General features: G+C 37.3%; 12 protein-coding genes. 8 read left to right on the top strand and 4 right to left on the bottom strand.

Annotated features, from left to right (window positions below):
- Positions 1-136 precede the first annotated feature (136 nt).
- Positions 137-2,083 (bottom strand): DEAD/DEAH box helicase, encoded by a 1,947-nt coding sequence (locus IEV50_RS14210; RefSeq protein ID WP_188415488.1) that lies wholly within the window; start codon positions 2,081-2,083, stop codon positions 137-139.
- Positions 2,084-2,182: 99 nt separating this feature from the next.
- Here IEV50_RS14210 and IEV50_RS14205 point away from each other — a divergent pair, with 99 nt between their 5' ends.
- Positions 2,183-2,383 (top strand): hypothetical protein, encoded by a 201-nt coding sequence (locus tag IEV50_RS14205; protein WP_188415481.1) that lies wholly within the window; start codon positions 2,183-2,185, stop codon positions 2,381-2,383.
- Between the two features lie 18 nt (positions 2,384-2,401).
- Here the strand turns inward: IEV50_RS14205 and IEV50_RS14200 are convergent, their stop codons facing one another.
- Both IEV50_RS14200 and IEV50_RS14195 read right to left on the bottom strand, forming a co-directional pair.
- Positions 2,402-3,259 carry a carboxylesterase family protein gene (locus IEV50_RS14200; protein WP_188415479.1) on the bottom strand — a complete coding sequence of 286 codons (858 nt, stop codon included), beginning with the start codon at positions 3,257-3,259 and terminating at the stop codon, positions 2,402-2,404.
- Positions 3,260-3,291: 32 nt separating this feature from the next.
- Positions 3,292-3,759 (bottom strand): DUF4293 domain-containing protein, encoded by a 468-nt coding sequence (locus IEV50_RS14195; RefSeq protein WP_188415477.1) that lies wholly within the window; start codon positions 3,757-3,759, stop codon positions 3,292-3,294.
- Between the two features lie 222 nt (positions 3,760-3,981).
- On the opposite strand from IEV50_RS14195, the gene IEV50_RS14190 reads away from it, so the two are divergent.
- The 7 genes from IEV50_RS14190 (at position 3,982) to rlmF (ending at position 14,000) form a co-directional block, all read left to right on the top strand.
- Positions 3,982-6,471, top strand: coding sequence for a prolyl oligopeptidase family serine peptidase (locus tag IEV50_RS14190; protein WP_188415475.1), 2,490 nt, complete (start codon positions 3,982-3,984; stop codon positions 6,469-6,471).
- Between the two features lie 231 nt (positions 6,472-6,702).
- Positions 6,703-7,452, top strand: a complete 750-nt coding sequence (gene truA / locus IEV50_RS14185; RefSeq protein ID WP_188415473.1) for a tRNA pseudouridine(38-40) synthase TruA — start codon at positions 6,703-6,705, stop codon at positions 7,450-7,452.
- A 196-nt stretch (positions 7,453-7,648) separates the two neighbouring features.
- Positions 7,649-9,418: an ABC transporter ATP-binding protein gene (locus IEV50_RS14180; RefSeq protein WP_188415471.1), complete on the top strand. Its 1,770-nt coding sequence runs from the start codon at positions 7,649-7,651 to the stop codon at positions 9,416-9,418.
- 57 nt (positions 9,419-9,475) lie between these two features.
- Positions 9,476-10,501 (top strand): isoaspartyl peptidase/L-asparaginase family protein, encoded by a 1,026-nt coding sequence (locus IEV50_RS14175; RefSeq protein ID WP_188415469.1) that lies wholly within the window; start codon positions 9,476-9,478, stop codon positions 10,499-10,501.
- Positions 10,501-11,334 carry a cyanophycinase gene (locus tag IEV50_RS14170; protein WP_188415466.1) on the top strand — a complete coding sequence of 278 codons (834 nt, stop codon included), beginning with the start codon at positions 10,501-10,503 and terminating at the stop codon, positions 11,332-11,334. The genes IEV50_RS14175 and IEV50_RS14170 overlap by 1 nt, the downstream gene beginning before the upstream one ends.
- Positions 11,335-11,388: 54 nt before the next feature.
- A complete protein-coding gene (gene dctA, locus IEV50_RS14165; RefSeq protein WP_188415464.1) occupies positions 11,389-12,675 on the top strand; it encodes a C4-dicarboxylate transporter DctA in 1,287 nt (428 codons plus the stop codon).
- Positions 12,676-12,995: 320 nt separating this feature from the next.
- On the top strand, positions 12,996-14,000 hold the full coding sequence (rlmF, locus tag IEV50_RS14160; RefSeq protein WP_188415462.1) for a 23S rRNA (adenine(1618)-N(6))-methyltransferase RlmF: 1,005 nt from the start codon (positions 12,996-12,998) through the stop codon (positions 13,998-14,000).
- Between the two features lie 171 nt (positions 14,001-14,171).
- Here rlmF and IEV50_RS14155 read toward each other — a convergent pair whose 3' ends face one another.
- On the bottom strand, positions 14,172-14,861 hold the full coding sequence (locus tag IEV50_RS14155) for a VIT1/CCC1 transporter family protein (protein WP_188415460.1): 690 nt from the start codon (positions 14,859-14,861) through the stop codon (positions 14,172-14,174).
- Positions 14,862-15,297: the final 436 nt, after the last annotated feature.

Genomic DNA, 15,297 nt, shown 5'->3' with positions numbered 1-15,297 from the left:
GTATCAGTATCTATTTGTGGTTTAAAATTATTTTGCCTTTGATTTAAAACTGGTAATTATATTACCTTAAAAATTTCAAACAAAAAAGCCGGCTTCGAATAAACGAAACCGGCTGTAAAATATTTGGTTTAGTGATTTACCATTTCTTTTTACGGTCGCCACCTTCACGGTTTCCGCCTTCACGACTTCCACCTTCTCTACGTGGGCTACCACCAGTGTTTCCACCTTTATCTTCACGACTACGGCCAGAGAAATCTCTAAAACCGCCACCGCTATTTCCGCCTTCACGACTTCCGCCTTCTCTGCGTCCGCTACCGCCAGAACTTCTTCTGTCTCCGCCGCCGCTACCGCCACGGTAACCACCGCCACCGCCGCTTCTGCGTTCTCCGCCAAATCCACCGCTACGTCTTTCACCGCCACCGCGTCTTTCGCCTGCGCCTTCACCACGACCACCATCTCCGCTCTTTTCAATGCGAACCTGGCGACCTTTAAATTCAACAGATTTAAATCCTTCAAATACCGTATCAGCAACTGCGTCTTCAACTTCAAAGAAAGAGAAAACACCTTTTAAATCAATTTTTCCAACGCTTTTGCCAGCTATTTTACCATTGTTACAGATAAAAGACAACATATCGCCACGGGTAAACTCATCTACCGAACCTAAGTTGATAAATAAACGAGTGTAGCCTTCGCTACCACGTCCACGCCCTGCTCTATCGCTACGTTCACCTCTTTCTCCACGGTCATCGCCAACAGCTGCATTTAAATCAGGTGCTTTAGAATAATAATCTAAGAAACGGTTAAATTCTAATGATGCAAAACGTTTAATTACATCCTCTTTAGATAAATCTTTAAATTCATCCATTATACGAGGAATGTATTGATCAATTTGCTCTACATTAACTTCTACATTATGTACTTTATGTACTAATGAGAACAATTGTTTTTCGCAAACATCAAATCCTGTAGGTAATTCTGCTTTGGTAAATTGTTTACCAATAATACGTTCCAACTGACGGATTTTTCCGACTTCTTTAGAGTTGATGATACAAATTGAAATACCTGTTTTACCAGCCCGACCAGTACGACCAGAACGGTGGGTATAACTTTCAATTTCATCGGGTAATGAGTAGTTGATAACGTGAGTAACACCACTAACATCGATGCCACGAGCAGCAACATCTGTAGCAATTAACAATTGCATATTACGCTCACGGAAACGTTGCATTACTTTATCACGTTGTTGTTGCGATAAATCGCCGTGTAAAGCATCTGCATTATAACCATCTTTAATTAAATGCTCGGCAACATCTTGTGTATCCAATTTGGTTTTACAAAATACTACTGCAAAAATTTCAGGGTTAAAATCTACAATACGTTTTAAAGCCGCGTATTTATCACGGGCACGAACAATATAATATTCGTGTTCGATGTTTACGTTACCAGTGTTCTTTGTACCCATAGTTAATTCTACAGGGTTATCCATATAGTTTTTAGCTATACGGCGAACTTCTGCAGGCATTGTGGCCGAGAATAACCAGGTTTTTTTGTCATCAGGAGTAGTCGATAAAATGTCGTTAATGTCATCCTGGAAACCCATATTTAACATTTCGTCAGCTTCATCAAGCACAACATATTTAACAGAAGAGAAATCAATGGCTTTACGGCCAATGATATCCAACATACGGCCGGGCGTGGCCACTACGATTTGTACGCCTTGGCGTATTTCACGTAGTTGTTGCATAATGTTCGCGCCACCGTAAACGGCAACAACGTGGGCATTAGCAACGTTTTTAGAAAAGTTTTTAAGGTCGTTAGTGATTTGTAAGCATAACTCACGTGTAGGACATAAAATTAATGCCTGTGGTTTATTAACTTTAAAATCGATTAGTTCTAACAGCGGCAAACCAAATGCGGCTGTTTTTCCTGTTCCTGTTTGGGCCAAACCAACAAAATCATTAGTGCCTTCTAACAGTACAGGAATACTTTGCTCCTGAATAGGCGTTGGAGTTTCAAATCCAAGGTCCTTTACGGCATTAACGACGTCATCACTTATCCCCAATAATTGAAATGGGTTTGTCATTCGTCTTTTATTTATTTAAGCCGCAAAGGTAAGGTTAATAATCCGTATTTTATTGATGGTTAGGTAAATAGTTTTTTAAGCTAATTATTTGAAAATAAGGTGATAAAGGAAAATGTAAAGTATATGATGGAAATGGGCGATAGGTTTTGCTTAAATTGGGGTCATGATTGCGATAGAGATGTGTGTTTTTTACTTGGAAAGCAGTTGAAGTGGGGCTTAGGTTTCAGCAGTCCGTTTTCCGTTTCAATCTTTTTAAACCTTTCAGCTTTTAAAAAGGATTTTCACTCCAACCGGGTTTAGTTGGCGGGGTAAAAACAACTATTTAAGTTTGTGTTTAAATAGCCATTTGGACAGTTCATCTGTTATAATTGCGATAGAGAAAATATCGTTATGGGCTAGATTGTCCAATTCCCAGAACCTGATTTTGTTGTTGTGGCTTACTTCTTCAAAAAACTGTTTGTCGCTATTGAAAGGGTTTTCGGTGTCTTTATTGCCATGTATTAGCCATATAGGGATGTTCGCCAATACATTTACTTTGTCGAATTGCGGTATGCCCGAAATACTGATTCCGGCCGCGAATACATCTGGTTTTAACGATAAGGCATTAATCACCGAGGAAGCACCCATTGAAAAGCCGATGAGGTAAATCCTTTTTTCATCAATATTTAAAGCGCTTTTTAAGCTGTCGATCAGCTGTAAAGTGGTAGTTAAACAGGGTTGTGGTACTGAAGTCAATACATTTCTGCTTGGATCCAAAACATAATTCGAAGAGCGTGAAGGGAATTGCGGTGCTAAAATAAAGGCGGGGTACTTGGCCTGTATTTCATCTATTGCAAACAGTTTTGCCAAAATGCCCAGCTGGCTGCTATTGTCGTTCCCAACCGCGTTTGAGCCATGAAATACAATAACCAGTGGAAGTTTGTTTTTGGAATTATTCGGTTTTAATAAGCGATATACAATTGGCGTATCGGTAGTGCCTTTAAATATGCCTTTTGTGAAAACATCAGTATCAAAGCCTTTTATTTCGGCTATTCTGCGTTTAAGATAGATCGAGTCAGAGCTTTTAGTGATTTTGGTTTTTCCAAAAGCGTGGATGCTTTTGTTACATGATAAGGTTCCGCAAAGTAAAACCACGGAACAAATATAGTTAACCGCATGATTTATTTTAATCCACATAGATGGAGGTAATTTTCTGTTGAATTAAAAAATTAACGCAATCTTTCAGCAGAGCGGATTAATTTTTCGTCTTTGTTAATGCCGAAAATTGCTAATACACAGAATAAGATCGAAACCGCTGGTAAATATGCTCCAAAATCAAAATGTGCGCCATCAATTCCACCAGGAAGTTTTTGAGCAAAAATACTGCACCAGAAAGCAAACGCACCAATTGCTATAATGGAAAATATAGCAATGCGCTTTTGTAAGGCTCTTTTTTTAAAGTTAAAAATGTTTACAAAACAAAGAAGTGCTACTACGATATTTGTTATTAATAAAGGTGTAAATTGCTCTTTCAATAAACCCGGACCAGGTTTGCCAACTACATCTTGATATAAACCAATAGTATGTATCGAAGTTTCTACGGTACTATTCTCTTTGGTTAAAACCGGTAAAAATAACATCAAAACCAAAACGATTGCCGCTAAAAACAGCCAGATAGATTGTACTCTTTGTATCATGATAATTCAAAATAATAAACAATAATAGGGATTCTATTTCAACCATTAAAGAACATTTTTTTTGTTTACTACAGATTTTGCTAAAACCTCTAAGTTTTAATACATTTGATTGTCCGCCACAAACACAACAGATTAATTACTTTCTCTTTCGTGAAATAGTATCTAAAGTACTATTGAAAATAATGATCGAATTTTAACCGGCTAGACTTAATAAAACGATTTATGTTAAAAAACTTACTTTTTTTAGTTTTCCTCCTTGTTACAACAAATACCTTCGCACAAGATACCCTTAAATTTGAAAAGGCATTAACCGTAGCCAGCGGCAGTCGTTACGGTCGGGAAGCAACTTATACCGATTTGCTTGCCTGGCAAATGGCCAATGGGAAATTGCAGTTACCCAAAGAAAATGGTGAGTTTGCTGTAAATAAGACTGGAGAAAAAATAATTTGGAGGACAATTAAGGCAGATACTACGGGCCGTTTTAGTGCATTTTCGAGAAGGTGTGTTCAGGGTACAAATAATCCTTTTTTAAACCCTGGAGGTGTAGACAGGGGTTCCGATTATATCTATGTTAACTACACTTCTCCTAAAGAACAAACAGCTATTTTAAATGTAATTGGTGGCAATAGTCTGTTTTTTAATGGTATTCCACATATGGGTGATCCTTATGGCTCGGGTTTTATGAATATTCCTGTTCATTTAAAAAAAGGCTTAAATGAACTTTTTGTGCGTGGTGCCAGCATATTGCCGATGATCTTTATAAACGCCAAAAAATTGCTCATCCATACCGATGATATTACCTTGCCAAGCATTGTGCTTAACCAGGTCAATGGCATACTAAAAGGGGCAATAACGATAAGCAATTCCTCTTTACAAGATTGTAGTAGTTTGCGCCTTAAAACCATTTTAAATGGCAAACAGCAGGAGGTCGCCATTTCGCGTATTGGGAAACTAAGCATGCGAAAAGTGATTTTTGAATTAGATGCAAGCGCCATAAACAAACCGGGTAATTACAACCTTGAATTACAATTATCGCAGGGTAAAACGAGTTTGGATGAAAAAACGATTGTAATTGAAGCTTTAGAAAGTTCATCTACCCATAAGCAAACATTTATAAGCAAAATTGATGGTAGTTTACAGTATTTCGCGGTTACCCCACAACTTAACGGTTGGAAACCCAATTCAGCATTATTTTTATCGGTGCACGGTGCGGGTGTAGAAGCTATCGGTCAGGCAAAAGCCTATAAATCTAAAGATTGGGGAACCGTAGTCGCGGCTACCAACCGCAGGCCACGTGGCTTTAATTGGGAAGATTGGGGTAGGCAGGATGCTTTAGAAGTATTAGCGCTGGCAAAAAATCAATTTAAGCCAGATGATAAACAGATTTACCTTACCGGTCATTCAATGGGTGGGCACGGTACCTGGTTTTTAGGTGCCACATATCCCGACAAATGGGCGGCTATTGCTCCTGCTGCAGGTTACGCTTCGCTTAAAGATTACGGTTCTGCCGATGGAAAAATTCCAGATAGCAGTAAGAATATCATAGAAAAGTTGTTGTTACGTGCTGGTAACCAAAGCGATGTCCCGAAATTGGCTACCAATTATACCCCTTTAGGCGTATACATATTGCATGGCGATGCCGATAAGGTGGTACCAGTTACTTATGCCCGGCAAATGAAAAAATTACTTTCTGGTTTTCACGCTGATTTTAGTTATTACGAATATCCGGGCGGCGAGCACTGGTTCGGCGATCAGAGTGTAGACTGGCCGCCTATTTTTAGTTTCTTTAAGTGGCATTTCATTCCGGCCGATTCTACTGTAAACCGCATCGATTTTATGACTTCCAGCCCTGGTATTTCAGCCACTTATCGTTGGGCTACCATATACCAGCAGGCACAACCTTTACAATATAGCCGCATTGTGCTAAAGCGGGATAAAAAGCTATCGACTATTGTTGGTAAAACTGAAAATGTGGCCGTTTTAAAATTGGCTTTAACAGATTTTGATGCAAAAATACCGCTTAAAATAACTTTAGATAGCTTAACATCTATTAATTATACTACCCGAACCCTTAATGATACTGTTTTTTTAGCGAAAAATAATGAGTCATGGAAAATCATCACGAAAATTGACAAAAGAGATAAAAACCCAATAAGATCTGGCACTTTTAAAGAAGCATTTAATCATAAAATGGTTTTTGTGGTGGGAACAAATGGTACTGCCGATGCAAATCAGGCTAATTTAAACAAAGCCAAATACGATTCCGAAAGCTGGTATTATCGGGGTAATGGTGCCGTTGATATCATTACCGATAAAGAATATTCAGAACAAAAATACCAGGGACGTAATATTATTTTATATGGAAATGCTGAAAATAATTCTTCCTGGAAAAAATTGCTTAAAAATTGTCCTATACAGGTAAGCAATTCGCAAATAACAGTAAAGCAGCACAGTTGGAAAGGTGATGATTTAGCCGCATATTACATTTGGCCACAGCAGGATAATAAACTATTGATAGGCGTAGTGGCCAGTACCGGAACAACCGGAATGAAAGCTGCTTATGCTAATCAGTACTTTGCCGGAGGAAGCGGTTTCCCTGATTTTATGATATTCTCATCTGAGTTGGCCAAAGAAGGAAGTGCAGGCATTAAGCTAGCTGGTTTTTACAATAATAAATGGCAGTTTGACGAAAATAACATCGCTAAACCATAATTTGGGGCGCTTGTGAATAAATGTAGCGTGCTCCTTTAAGACCCTGTTTAAAATTTAGCTAAATAATTTGTTTATGCTTTTTTTTGGCTACAACATCGTTAAATATTTCGAGATAGGCTCGCTATCTCTGGAACATTTGTATTGTCTCGCTCAAAAAATAAGTGATAAACATTTCACAATATAAATTTAAACAGGCTCTAAATAAAAGGAAAAAAGTATTTTTGCGTCGCTTTGAGTAAAAAAAGGTATTTCATACAAATCGCTTACGATGGCAGCTTATACCATGGCTGGCAAATTCAACCTAATGCTGTAACCATTCAGGAATTATTGGATAAAGCCATGTCAACTTTTTTCAGACAGCCCATTGCAACTTTAGGCTGTGGTAGAACTGATTCCGGCGTACACGCAACAGAATTTTACGCACATTTCGATGTAGAAAATATTACAGAAGAAAAGGTTTTGGCTGCAGTTGCAGGTATAAATGCCATGTTGCCTTATCAAATTGCAGCCAAAAGAATTATCCCTGTCGCGGATGAAGCCCATGCCAGGTTTGATGCTACTACAAGGGCTTATAAATATTACATTCATTTCGAAAAAGATCCTTTTAAACTAAATCGTTCTTGGTTGGTTAAAGATAAATTGGACATCGGTTTAATGAACCAGGCGGCAAAAGAATTATTAAATTATATCGATTTTTCTTGTTTCAGTAAATCAAATACACAAACTTTTACCAATAATTGTAAAATTGTAAAAGCAGATTTTGAAGAATTAACCGATGGCTTGATTTTCACTATTGAAGCCGACCGTTTTCTAAGAAATATGGTTCGGGCTGTTGTTGGTACTTTGGTTCGGGTAGGCAAAAAAGAAATTGATATTGAAGATTTTAAAAATATAATTGATAGTAAGAATAGAAGCAATGCAGGTCAATCGGTACCCGCCTGCGGCTTATTTTTAGTAAAAGTAGAATATCTATATGTTTAATGAGAGAATGATTGAAGGAGAGAATGATTGAAGGAGAGAATAATTGAAGGATTGAATGAGAGAATGATTGAAGGAGAAAATGGCAACGATCAATAATTCAAAATTTAAATTTATTGATTTGAAAGCAAAATGATTGAATTATTGAATAGCAACATTATTTCATTCAAAACTCAATCATTCAAAATTAAAAAAAAATATGGCAGTAACAGGCGAAGTATATAACACAGGATTACTGAAACGTATTTTTCAATACGTAAAGCCTTATCGTGCTGTTTTTGTTTGGTCGGTTATTTTAACGATTTTGCTTGCAGCAATTTCTCCAGTTCGTCCTTTTTTAATCAAATACACTTTAGATAATTACATCCTTACAGGAAAATATTCTGGTTTGGTAAATATGACCATTCTGATGGTTTTCATGTTGCTGCTCCAAACCCTAATTCAATATAATCATACCCTTTTAACCAATACGTTAGGTCAATCGGTTATACGTGATTTGCGAATAAATGTTTTTAATCACATTACCAAACTTAGGTTAAAGTTTTTCGATAGAACACCAATTGGCCAGTTGATTACCAGAACAGTTTCTGATTTGGAAACCATTGCCGATATCTTTTCTGAAGGTTTAATCTCAATGATTGGCGATACGTTGCAAGTCATCGTAATCATTGGCGTAATGCTTTACACCGACTGGAAATTAAGTTTGGTTGTACTTCTGCCGGTTCCTTTGTTAATTTTGGCTACCCGTAAATTTCAAAAAGCCATTAAAATCGCTTTCCAGGAAATTCGTAATGAAGTTTCTAATCTGAATACCTTTTTGCAGGAACATATTACCGGTGTTTCAATTGTACAATATTTTGCCAGAGAACGCCAGGAGTACAAAAAGTTTTATGCGATAAATAAACGCTATCGCGATGCTAACATCCGTTCTAACTGGTATTATTCTATATTTTTTCCCGTTGTCGAATTAATTTCTGCAATGTCTTTAGGCTTGTTAATCTGGTTTGGTGCAAACAGTATCCTTTCCAATCCTGTTAATGTTACGCCAGGAACCATCACTCAATTTATAATGTATTTGGGGATGGTTTACACGCCAATTCGCCAGCTGGCAGATAAATTTAATACATTACAAATGGGTATGGTTGGTGCCGAACGTGTATTTAAGGTTTTAGATACCGATGAAAAAACACCAGACTTTGGAACGATTGCACCAGGTAAGCTTGACGGAAACATTGAATTCAAAAACGTTTGGTTTGCATATAATGATGAAAATTATGTGCTAAAAGACTTATCATTCGAAGTTAAGGCTGGGGAAACTGTCGCTTTGGTTGGTGCAACAGGGGCAGGCAAATCATCGACAATAAATATTTTGAATCGTTTTTATGAGGTTCAAAAAGGTGAAATCACAGTTGATGGAATCGATATTCATGATTTTCAACTGGATTATCTTCGTAGCCACATTGCTACTGTTCTTCAGGATGTTTTTCTTTTTTCGGATACCATTTTAAATAACATCACGCTAAATAATCCTGAAATTAAAATTGAGGAAGTTGTAGATGCAGCCAAAAAAGTTGGTGCTCATGATTTTATCGAACGTTTGCCGGGTGGTTACCAATATAATGTAATGGAACGTGGGGCAACGCTTTCTGCAGGCCAAGCGCAGTTAATCTCCTTTATTCGTGCCTTGGTTCACAATCCGGCAATTTTAGTTTTAGATGAAGCCACTTCATCGGTTGATACCGAAACAGAATTACTAATTCAAAAAGCCATCGATAATTTGATGCAAGGCCGAACATCTATTGTTATTGCGCACCGGTTATCAACCATTCAAAAGGCCAATCAAATCATCGTTTTGGATAAAGGCGAAATTAAAGAGAAGGGAACGCACCAACAATTGTTAAAGCTAAATGGTTATTACAAAAGGTTATACGATTTACAATTCTCATCAGAAGGGATTGCTAAGGCATAAATCTTTTTAATACGAAGGATTTTCTTAATTTAACATCTTCTTAAATTCAATTCGAAGATGAAATCTATTAAACTATTTGCAATCCTGCTGTTTTCGATACTTGCTTTAAATATTTCTGCACAGCAAAAAAAATATGTTATGGTTATTCATGGCGGTGCCGGAACCATTCTGAAAAAAAGTATGACACCCGAAAAGGAGGCCGCTTATATTGCAGCACTAACCGAAGCTTTAAAAGCAGGATATGCAAAAATTCAGTCTGGTAAAAGTAGTTTAGATGCCGTTGAAGCGACCATTCATATTTTGGAAAACGATCCGCATTTTAATGCTGGTAAAGGAGCTGTTTTTACACATGACGGCCGTAATGAACTCGATGCAGCAATTATGGATGGCAAAACATTAATGGCTGGCTCCGTTGCCGGTGTTACCACAGTTAAAAATCCAATTTCGGCGGCGAGGGCAGTAATGGAAAAATCGGAACATGTAATGTTAGTCGGAGCTGGGGCAGATCAGTTTGCAAAGGATGCAGGGTTGGAAATAGTAAATCCAAAATATTTCTGGACTAAAGAGCGTTGGGATGGTTTGCAACAAGCAATAAAAGAAGATTCTACCAAAGCCGTTTTAGATCATGGAAGTAAAAAATCAGAACTTTTGGGTATTAAAAATCACGATTATAAATTCGGAACGGTTGGATGCGTTGCTTTGGATAAGGCAGGGAATTTAGCTGCTGGAACTTCTACCGGTGGTATGACGAATAAGAAATATGGCCGCGTTGGAGATGCACCGATTATTGGAGCTGGAACGTACTGCAACAATGAAACTGCCGGTATTTCCTGTACCGGCTGGGGTGAGTTTTACATTCGTAATGTTGTGGCAAAAACCATTTCAGATTTAATGGAATATAAAGGTTTATCTGTTACTGAAGCTTCAAAAATAGCATTGGATAAAGTAGGTAAAATGGGTGGTGATGGCGGCTTAATTGCTTTGGATAAAAAAGGAAACATGACCATGCCTTTTAATACCGAAGGTATGTATCGAGGAACAATTACTGCCGATGGTAAAATTGAGATTAGCATCTACAAATAATGAAAAAACTCTTTGCTTTTGCTTCTTTTATTGCTTTTTCCATTGTAGTAAATGCACAAAATAAGGGTAATTTATTCATTATAGGCGGTGGAAACCGATCGGATACTTTAATGAAGGAAATGCTGCGAGCGGCTGATTTGAAATCAGATGATTACATTATTGTTCTACCCATGGCGAGCACAATTCCTGATTCAGGTTTTAAAAGCATTTCGGCGCAATTAAAGAAAATCGATAATCATGTAGTCAAGAATTTCAATTTCAGTAAACATGATGTTAACGATAAAAAATGGATCGATTCGCTATCCTCAGCCAAGCTAATTTACATATTAGGTGGAGACCAAAGTCGTTTTATGAAATCTGTTTTGAATACACCTGTATACACCGCCATTCATAAAGCTTTTAAAAACGGTTCAACCATTGCAGGAACAAGTGCCGGTGCTGCGGTGATGAGCAAATATATGATTACCGGAAACCAACTTTTAGATACCGTTTATAAAGAAACCTTTAATAAACTTTGGGATAAAAATATCGAATTTGAAGAGGGGATGGGCTTGCTTCAAAATACAATAATTGATCAACATTTTTTAAAACGCAACCGCTACAACAGATTAATTTCGGCCTTGGCTGCTCATCCTGATTTAATTTGTGTGGGTATTGATGAAAGTACAGCCATTATCGTTCATGGTAATAAAGCAACTGTAGCAGGCGATAGTCAGGTAATTCGATTGGCGAAACCTAAAGATTTAAAAAAAACAAATAAAGGTTTACTGAAGTTTAACCAAGCCGATTTTGGAATTTTTACAGCAGGAGATGTAATCAATATCTTACCATAATTAATTTTACCAGCAGAAAAAATAGTTCTATATTTCATGCTCTAAATTGATGAAATGACTTCTGTAAAATTTATAAAGCAAGTATTTTCTAATTTAACATTTCAGGTTATTGTAGCGATAATCTTGGGGATATTTATTGGTACATATTTTCCGGGTTTTGCACCAACTGCGAAACTAATTAGTCAGGGTTTTATAAACCTCATAAGTATGTTAATTGCGCCTATTATATTCTTTACCATTGTTTTAGGTATTGCCTACATGGGTGATATGAAAAAAGTTGGACGCGTTGGTGGTAAAGCACTTTTGTACTTTGAAATTGTGAGTACGGTTGCTATTGCAATTGGTTTAGTGGTTGCAAATGTTCTTAAACCTGGCGCCGGCATGGTTGCTAAAGCAGGCGATACCACTAAAATTGCTGGTTATGCAGAACAGGCAAAAGACATGAACTGGGCTGAGTTTCTCCTCCATATTATCCCACACAATGTTATTGCAGCTTTTGCTGAAGGAAATATATTACAGATTTTACTCTTCGCGATTCTTTTTGGCTATGGATTAAATAAGTTGAGCGGCGAAGGCACATCAGTTTTAAATGCTTTTGATAAAATTTCGAAAGTGTTATTTAAAATCATGAAAGTAATTATGCGTTTAGCACCAATTGGTGCTTTCGGCGGAATGGCTTTTAGTATCGGTACGCATGGTTTGCAAAGTATTGTGGGTATGGCAAAACTGATGGGCTCTGTTTACCTGACATGTATTTTGTTCATTTTTGTTGTTTTAAATGGAATTTGCAGGTATTATAATTTTAGCCTTTGGGCTTATCTTAAATTTATCCGTCAGGAGATTTTAATTGTGCTTGGCACTTCATCATCAGAATCGGCTTTGCCAAGTATGATGCAGAAAATGGAAGCCATCGGCTGCGATAAATCTGTTGTCGGTTTAGTTATACCGACAGGTTATTCCTTCAATTTAGATGGAACCGCAATTTACCTGGCAATGGCCGTGATTTTTCTATGCCAGGTTTTTAATGTCGATTTATCTCTCGTACAGCAAATTACTGTTTTAGGCGTTTTAATGGTTACCTCAAAAGGAGCAGCAGGTGTAACCGGAAGTGGCTTTATCGTATTAGTTTCTACTTTAACAGCTTTGAAAATAATGCCGATTGAACATATTTCGATTTTAATTGGCGTAGACCGTTTTATGAGTGAAGCCCGGGCAATTACAAACGTTATCGGTAATGGAGTAGCTACAATTGTTATTGCCAAAAGCGAAAACCAATTCGACCAGGAAATGTATCTAAAAGCAATTCAGCCTGCTATGATTGATAAAAATGAAGAAGTTTAGTTTCCCAGTGTCGTCATGCTGAATTCATTTCAGCATTCAATAAACTTACTAGAGGCTGTATCATCAATGCGAAATGTCATGCCTATCGAAGGATTTTTAAAACTGTTTTATAGAGGGTTTCGACCGGCTAAACATGACAAGATCTAAATATAAATTGATTTATGATATAGCCACCAGACACATAAAACTAAAGACAGATAATTTATTGAATTTTCTTAACTGTGTTTATCATCTATATAAGTGGTTAATTACTCCCAACTCTTTTCTGTACCTTTGCATTAGAAATAAGCACACAGCTTGTTTAATTAATCCAGATCACATTGGCTCAAAAAGAAAATACTCGCTCAGAGAAAAGTGAGTTACACCCACGCAACAAACATCGTTCACGTTATAATTTTAAACAACTTACAGCATCATCAAAAGAATTAAAACGTTTCGTTTTTAAAAACGATCACGACGATGATTCTATAGATTTTGCAGATCAAAATGCTGTAAAAGCATTAAACAAAGCATTATTAAAGCATTTTTATAACATACCTCAATGGGATATTCCAAAAGATTATCTTTGTCCGCCGATACCAGGTAGAGCCGATTATATTCATTACGTAGCTGATTTATTAGGTTCAAGCAATAAAGGGAAATTACCAAAGGGAACTAGTATAAAAGTGTTGGATATTGGCGTAGGTGCAAACTGTATTTATCCCATTATTGGTCATCAGGAATATGGATGGAACTTTGTTGGTTCTGAAATTGATCCACTTTCTGTAGAGTCGGCAAAACGTATTATCGATGCAAATAAGCCTTTGCAAGGTGCAGTAGAAATTCGTTTGCAACCGTCAAAAATGGGTATTTTTAGAGGCATTGTTGGCGCTAAAGAAAAATTTGACGTTACCATTTGCAACCCGCCTTTTCATGCATCTTTAAAAGAAGCAGAACAAGGAACTCGGCAGAAATGGCGCAATTTAGGGGGAACAGAAAAAGAAGTAAAGCATGTTTTAAACTTCGGTGGAAATAAAGCAGAACTTTGGTGCCCGGGTGGCGAGCGTGCCTTCGTAGAGCAAATGATTATTCAGAGTGCTCAAATTGCAAATCAGTGTTTATGGTTTACTTCGCTGGTTTCTAAAAGTGCAAACCTAAAGAGTATTTACAGCGCTTTAATTAAAGCAAAGGCTTTCGAGGTTACAACCGTTCAAATGAGTCAGGGTCAAAAAGTTAGTCGTTTTGTAGCCTGGACTTTTCATGATGAAGATGCACAAGCCGAATGGGCAAAAGGTTGGAAAACAGAGCCAAAAGCTAAAATTGAAGATAAAGCCGTTCAGGTTTAAAATAAATAAAAGAAGGAGGCAGTTTCATAAATCAAATTACTCTTTGAATATTGTCACGTTGAACCTGTCGAAACGCTTAAAATAAGTTTTTTATAAGTCCTTCGACAGGCAAGATGACATTTCGTATTTATGAGACAGCGGCTTTTTTGTTTAGAATCCCTCAACAAAATGTTAACTTGTTTTTGCGTCGAAAATATAACCTGCTAAAGCCGTTACTACCATTGCAACTGTTCCCCAGAAACAAATTCTAATTATTGCTTTCATCATATCAGAGCCACCAGCTTTTGCTGCGATGGCGGCTGATAAAGCCAGAAAAACAATCGCAAAACCATATTGATAAAATACCATTGATTTAATAGGCGCTAATAAAGCGACTAAAAATGGAAGTATGCCACCGCTAATGAACGAAGCACCTGATGCCATTGCTGCCTGAAGTGGTTTCGGCTGAGTATGTTCATTTATACCCAATTCGTCTCGGGCATGCGCTTCTAAAGCATCTTTCGCCGTAAGTTGAATAGCGACTTGCATGGCTAAATTCTGGTCTAAACCCTGTGCTACATATATTTTTGCAAGTTCTTTTAACTCCACTTCCGGCATAGTTTCGAGTTCTATTTTTTCTCTCGCTAAATCTGCTGTTTCAATATCTGCTTGCGAGCTTACTGAAACATATTCTCCGGCGGCCATCGATAGCGCTCCGGCAACTAAACCTGCCAAGGCAGCCAATATAATCGGACTTCTCGTATCGCTCGCAGCAGCTATGCCAATAACCAAACTTGTTGTAGAAATAATACCGTCGTTCGCACCAAGTACAGTGGCTCTGAGCCAACCGGTTCTCTTGGTGTAGTGCTCTTCTAGTTCCATTTGTTATTTGGTTAAACTGTTTATCCCAAATTTAATTAATTGAAATAAAGTTTATGGTGGTAATGGTAATAAAGAAAGATTCTAATGTTATTTCTTTTCGCTTTAGTTTTTCTGATGGATAAGTAAATAGATATTTTGTCTAGTTATTTCCAAATGCACAAAAACCTTATTAAATAAAGCTGATTGCAACGAAAATACTTTTTAATTACGGCTACTTTGAACGTGCTGTCATCCAGAGGGCTAATTTATTTCATAAAAATCAATATAAATGATGTCCGTCATTTCTCCGTTCCACTACGCTTCAGTCGAAAGGACGATTTAATATGGTATTGCTAAAATGTAAATGGTAGTACAAAGCATTTGCAGCCTATGAAACAGATACTTCGTTCATCAGTAGTACAGGATGTGCTTAAAAATATTGTCGTGCAAAGCAGGG

Source organism: Pedobacter mendelii (assembly GCF_014635725.1).
Lineage (GTDB): Bacteria > Bacteroidota > Bacteroidia > Sphingobacteriales > Sphingobacteriaceae > Pedobacter > Pedobacter mendelii.
Note: the sequence above shows the minus strand (reverse complement) of the source record. Positions and strands in the feature narration are given on the sequence as shown.

Coding starts and splice junctions, on each gene's coding strand:
- IEV50_RS14180 (WP_188415471.1), top strand. CDS start 7,649: ATGGCAGTAACAGGCGAAGTATATAACACAGGATTACTGAAACGTATT.
- IEV50_RS14175 (WP_188415469.1), top strand. CDS start 9,476: ATGAAATCTATTAAACTATTTGCAATCCTGCTGTTTTCGATACTTGCT.
- dctA (WP_188415464.1), top strand. CDS start 11,389: ATGACTTCTGTAAAATTTATAAAGCAAGTATTTTCTAATTTAACATTT.
- IEV50_RS14210 (WP_188415488.1), bottom strand. CDS start 2,083: ATGACAAACCCATTTCAATTATTGGGGATAAGTGATGACGTCGTTAAT.
- IEV50_RS14200 (WP_188415479.1), bottom strand. CDS start 3,259: ATGTGGATTAAAATAAATCATGCGGTTAACTATATTTGTTCCGTGGTT.
- IEV50_RS14155 (WP_188415460.1), bottom strand. CDS start 14,861: ATGGAACTAGAAGAGCACTACACCAAGAGAACCGGTTGGCTCAGAGCC.
- IEV50_RS14190 (WP_188415475.1), top strand. CDS start 3,982: ATGTTAAAAAACTTACTTTTTTTAGTTTTCCTCCTTGTTACAACAAAT.
- IEV50_RS14195 (WP_188415477.1), bottom strand. CDS start 3,759: ATGATACAAAGAGTACAATCTATCTGGCTGTTTTTAGCGGCAATCGTT.
- IEV50_RS14170 (WP_188415466.1), top strand. CDS start 10,501: ATGAAAAAACTCTTTGCTTTTGCTTCTTTTATTGCTTTTTCCATTGTA.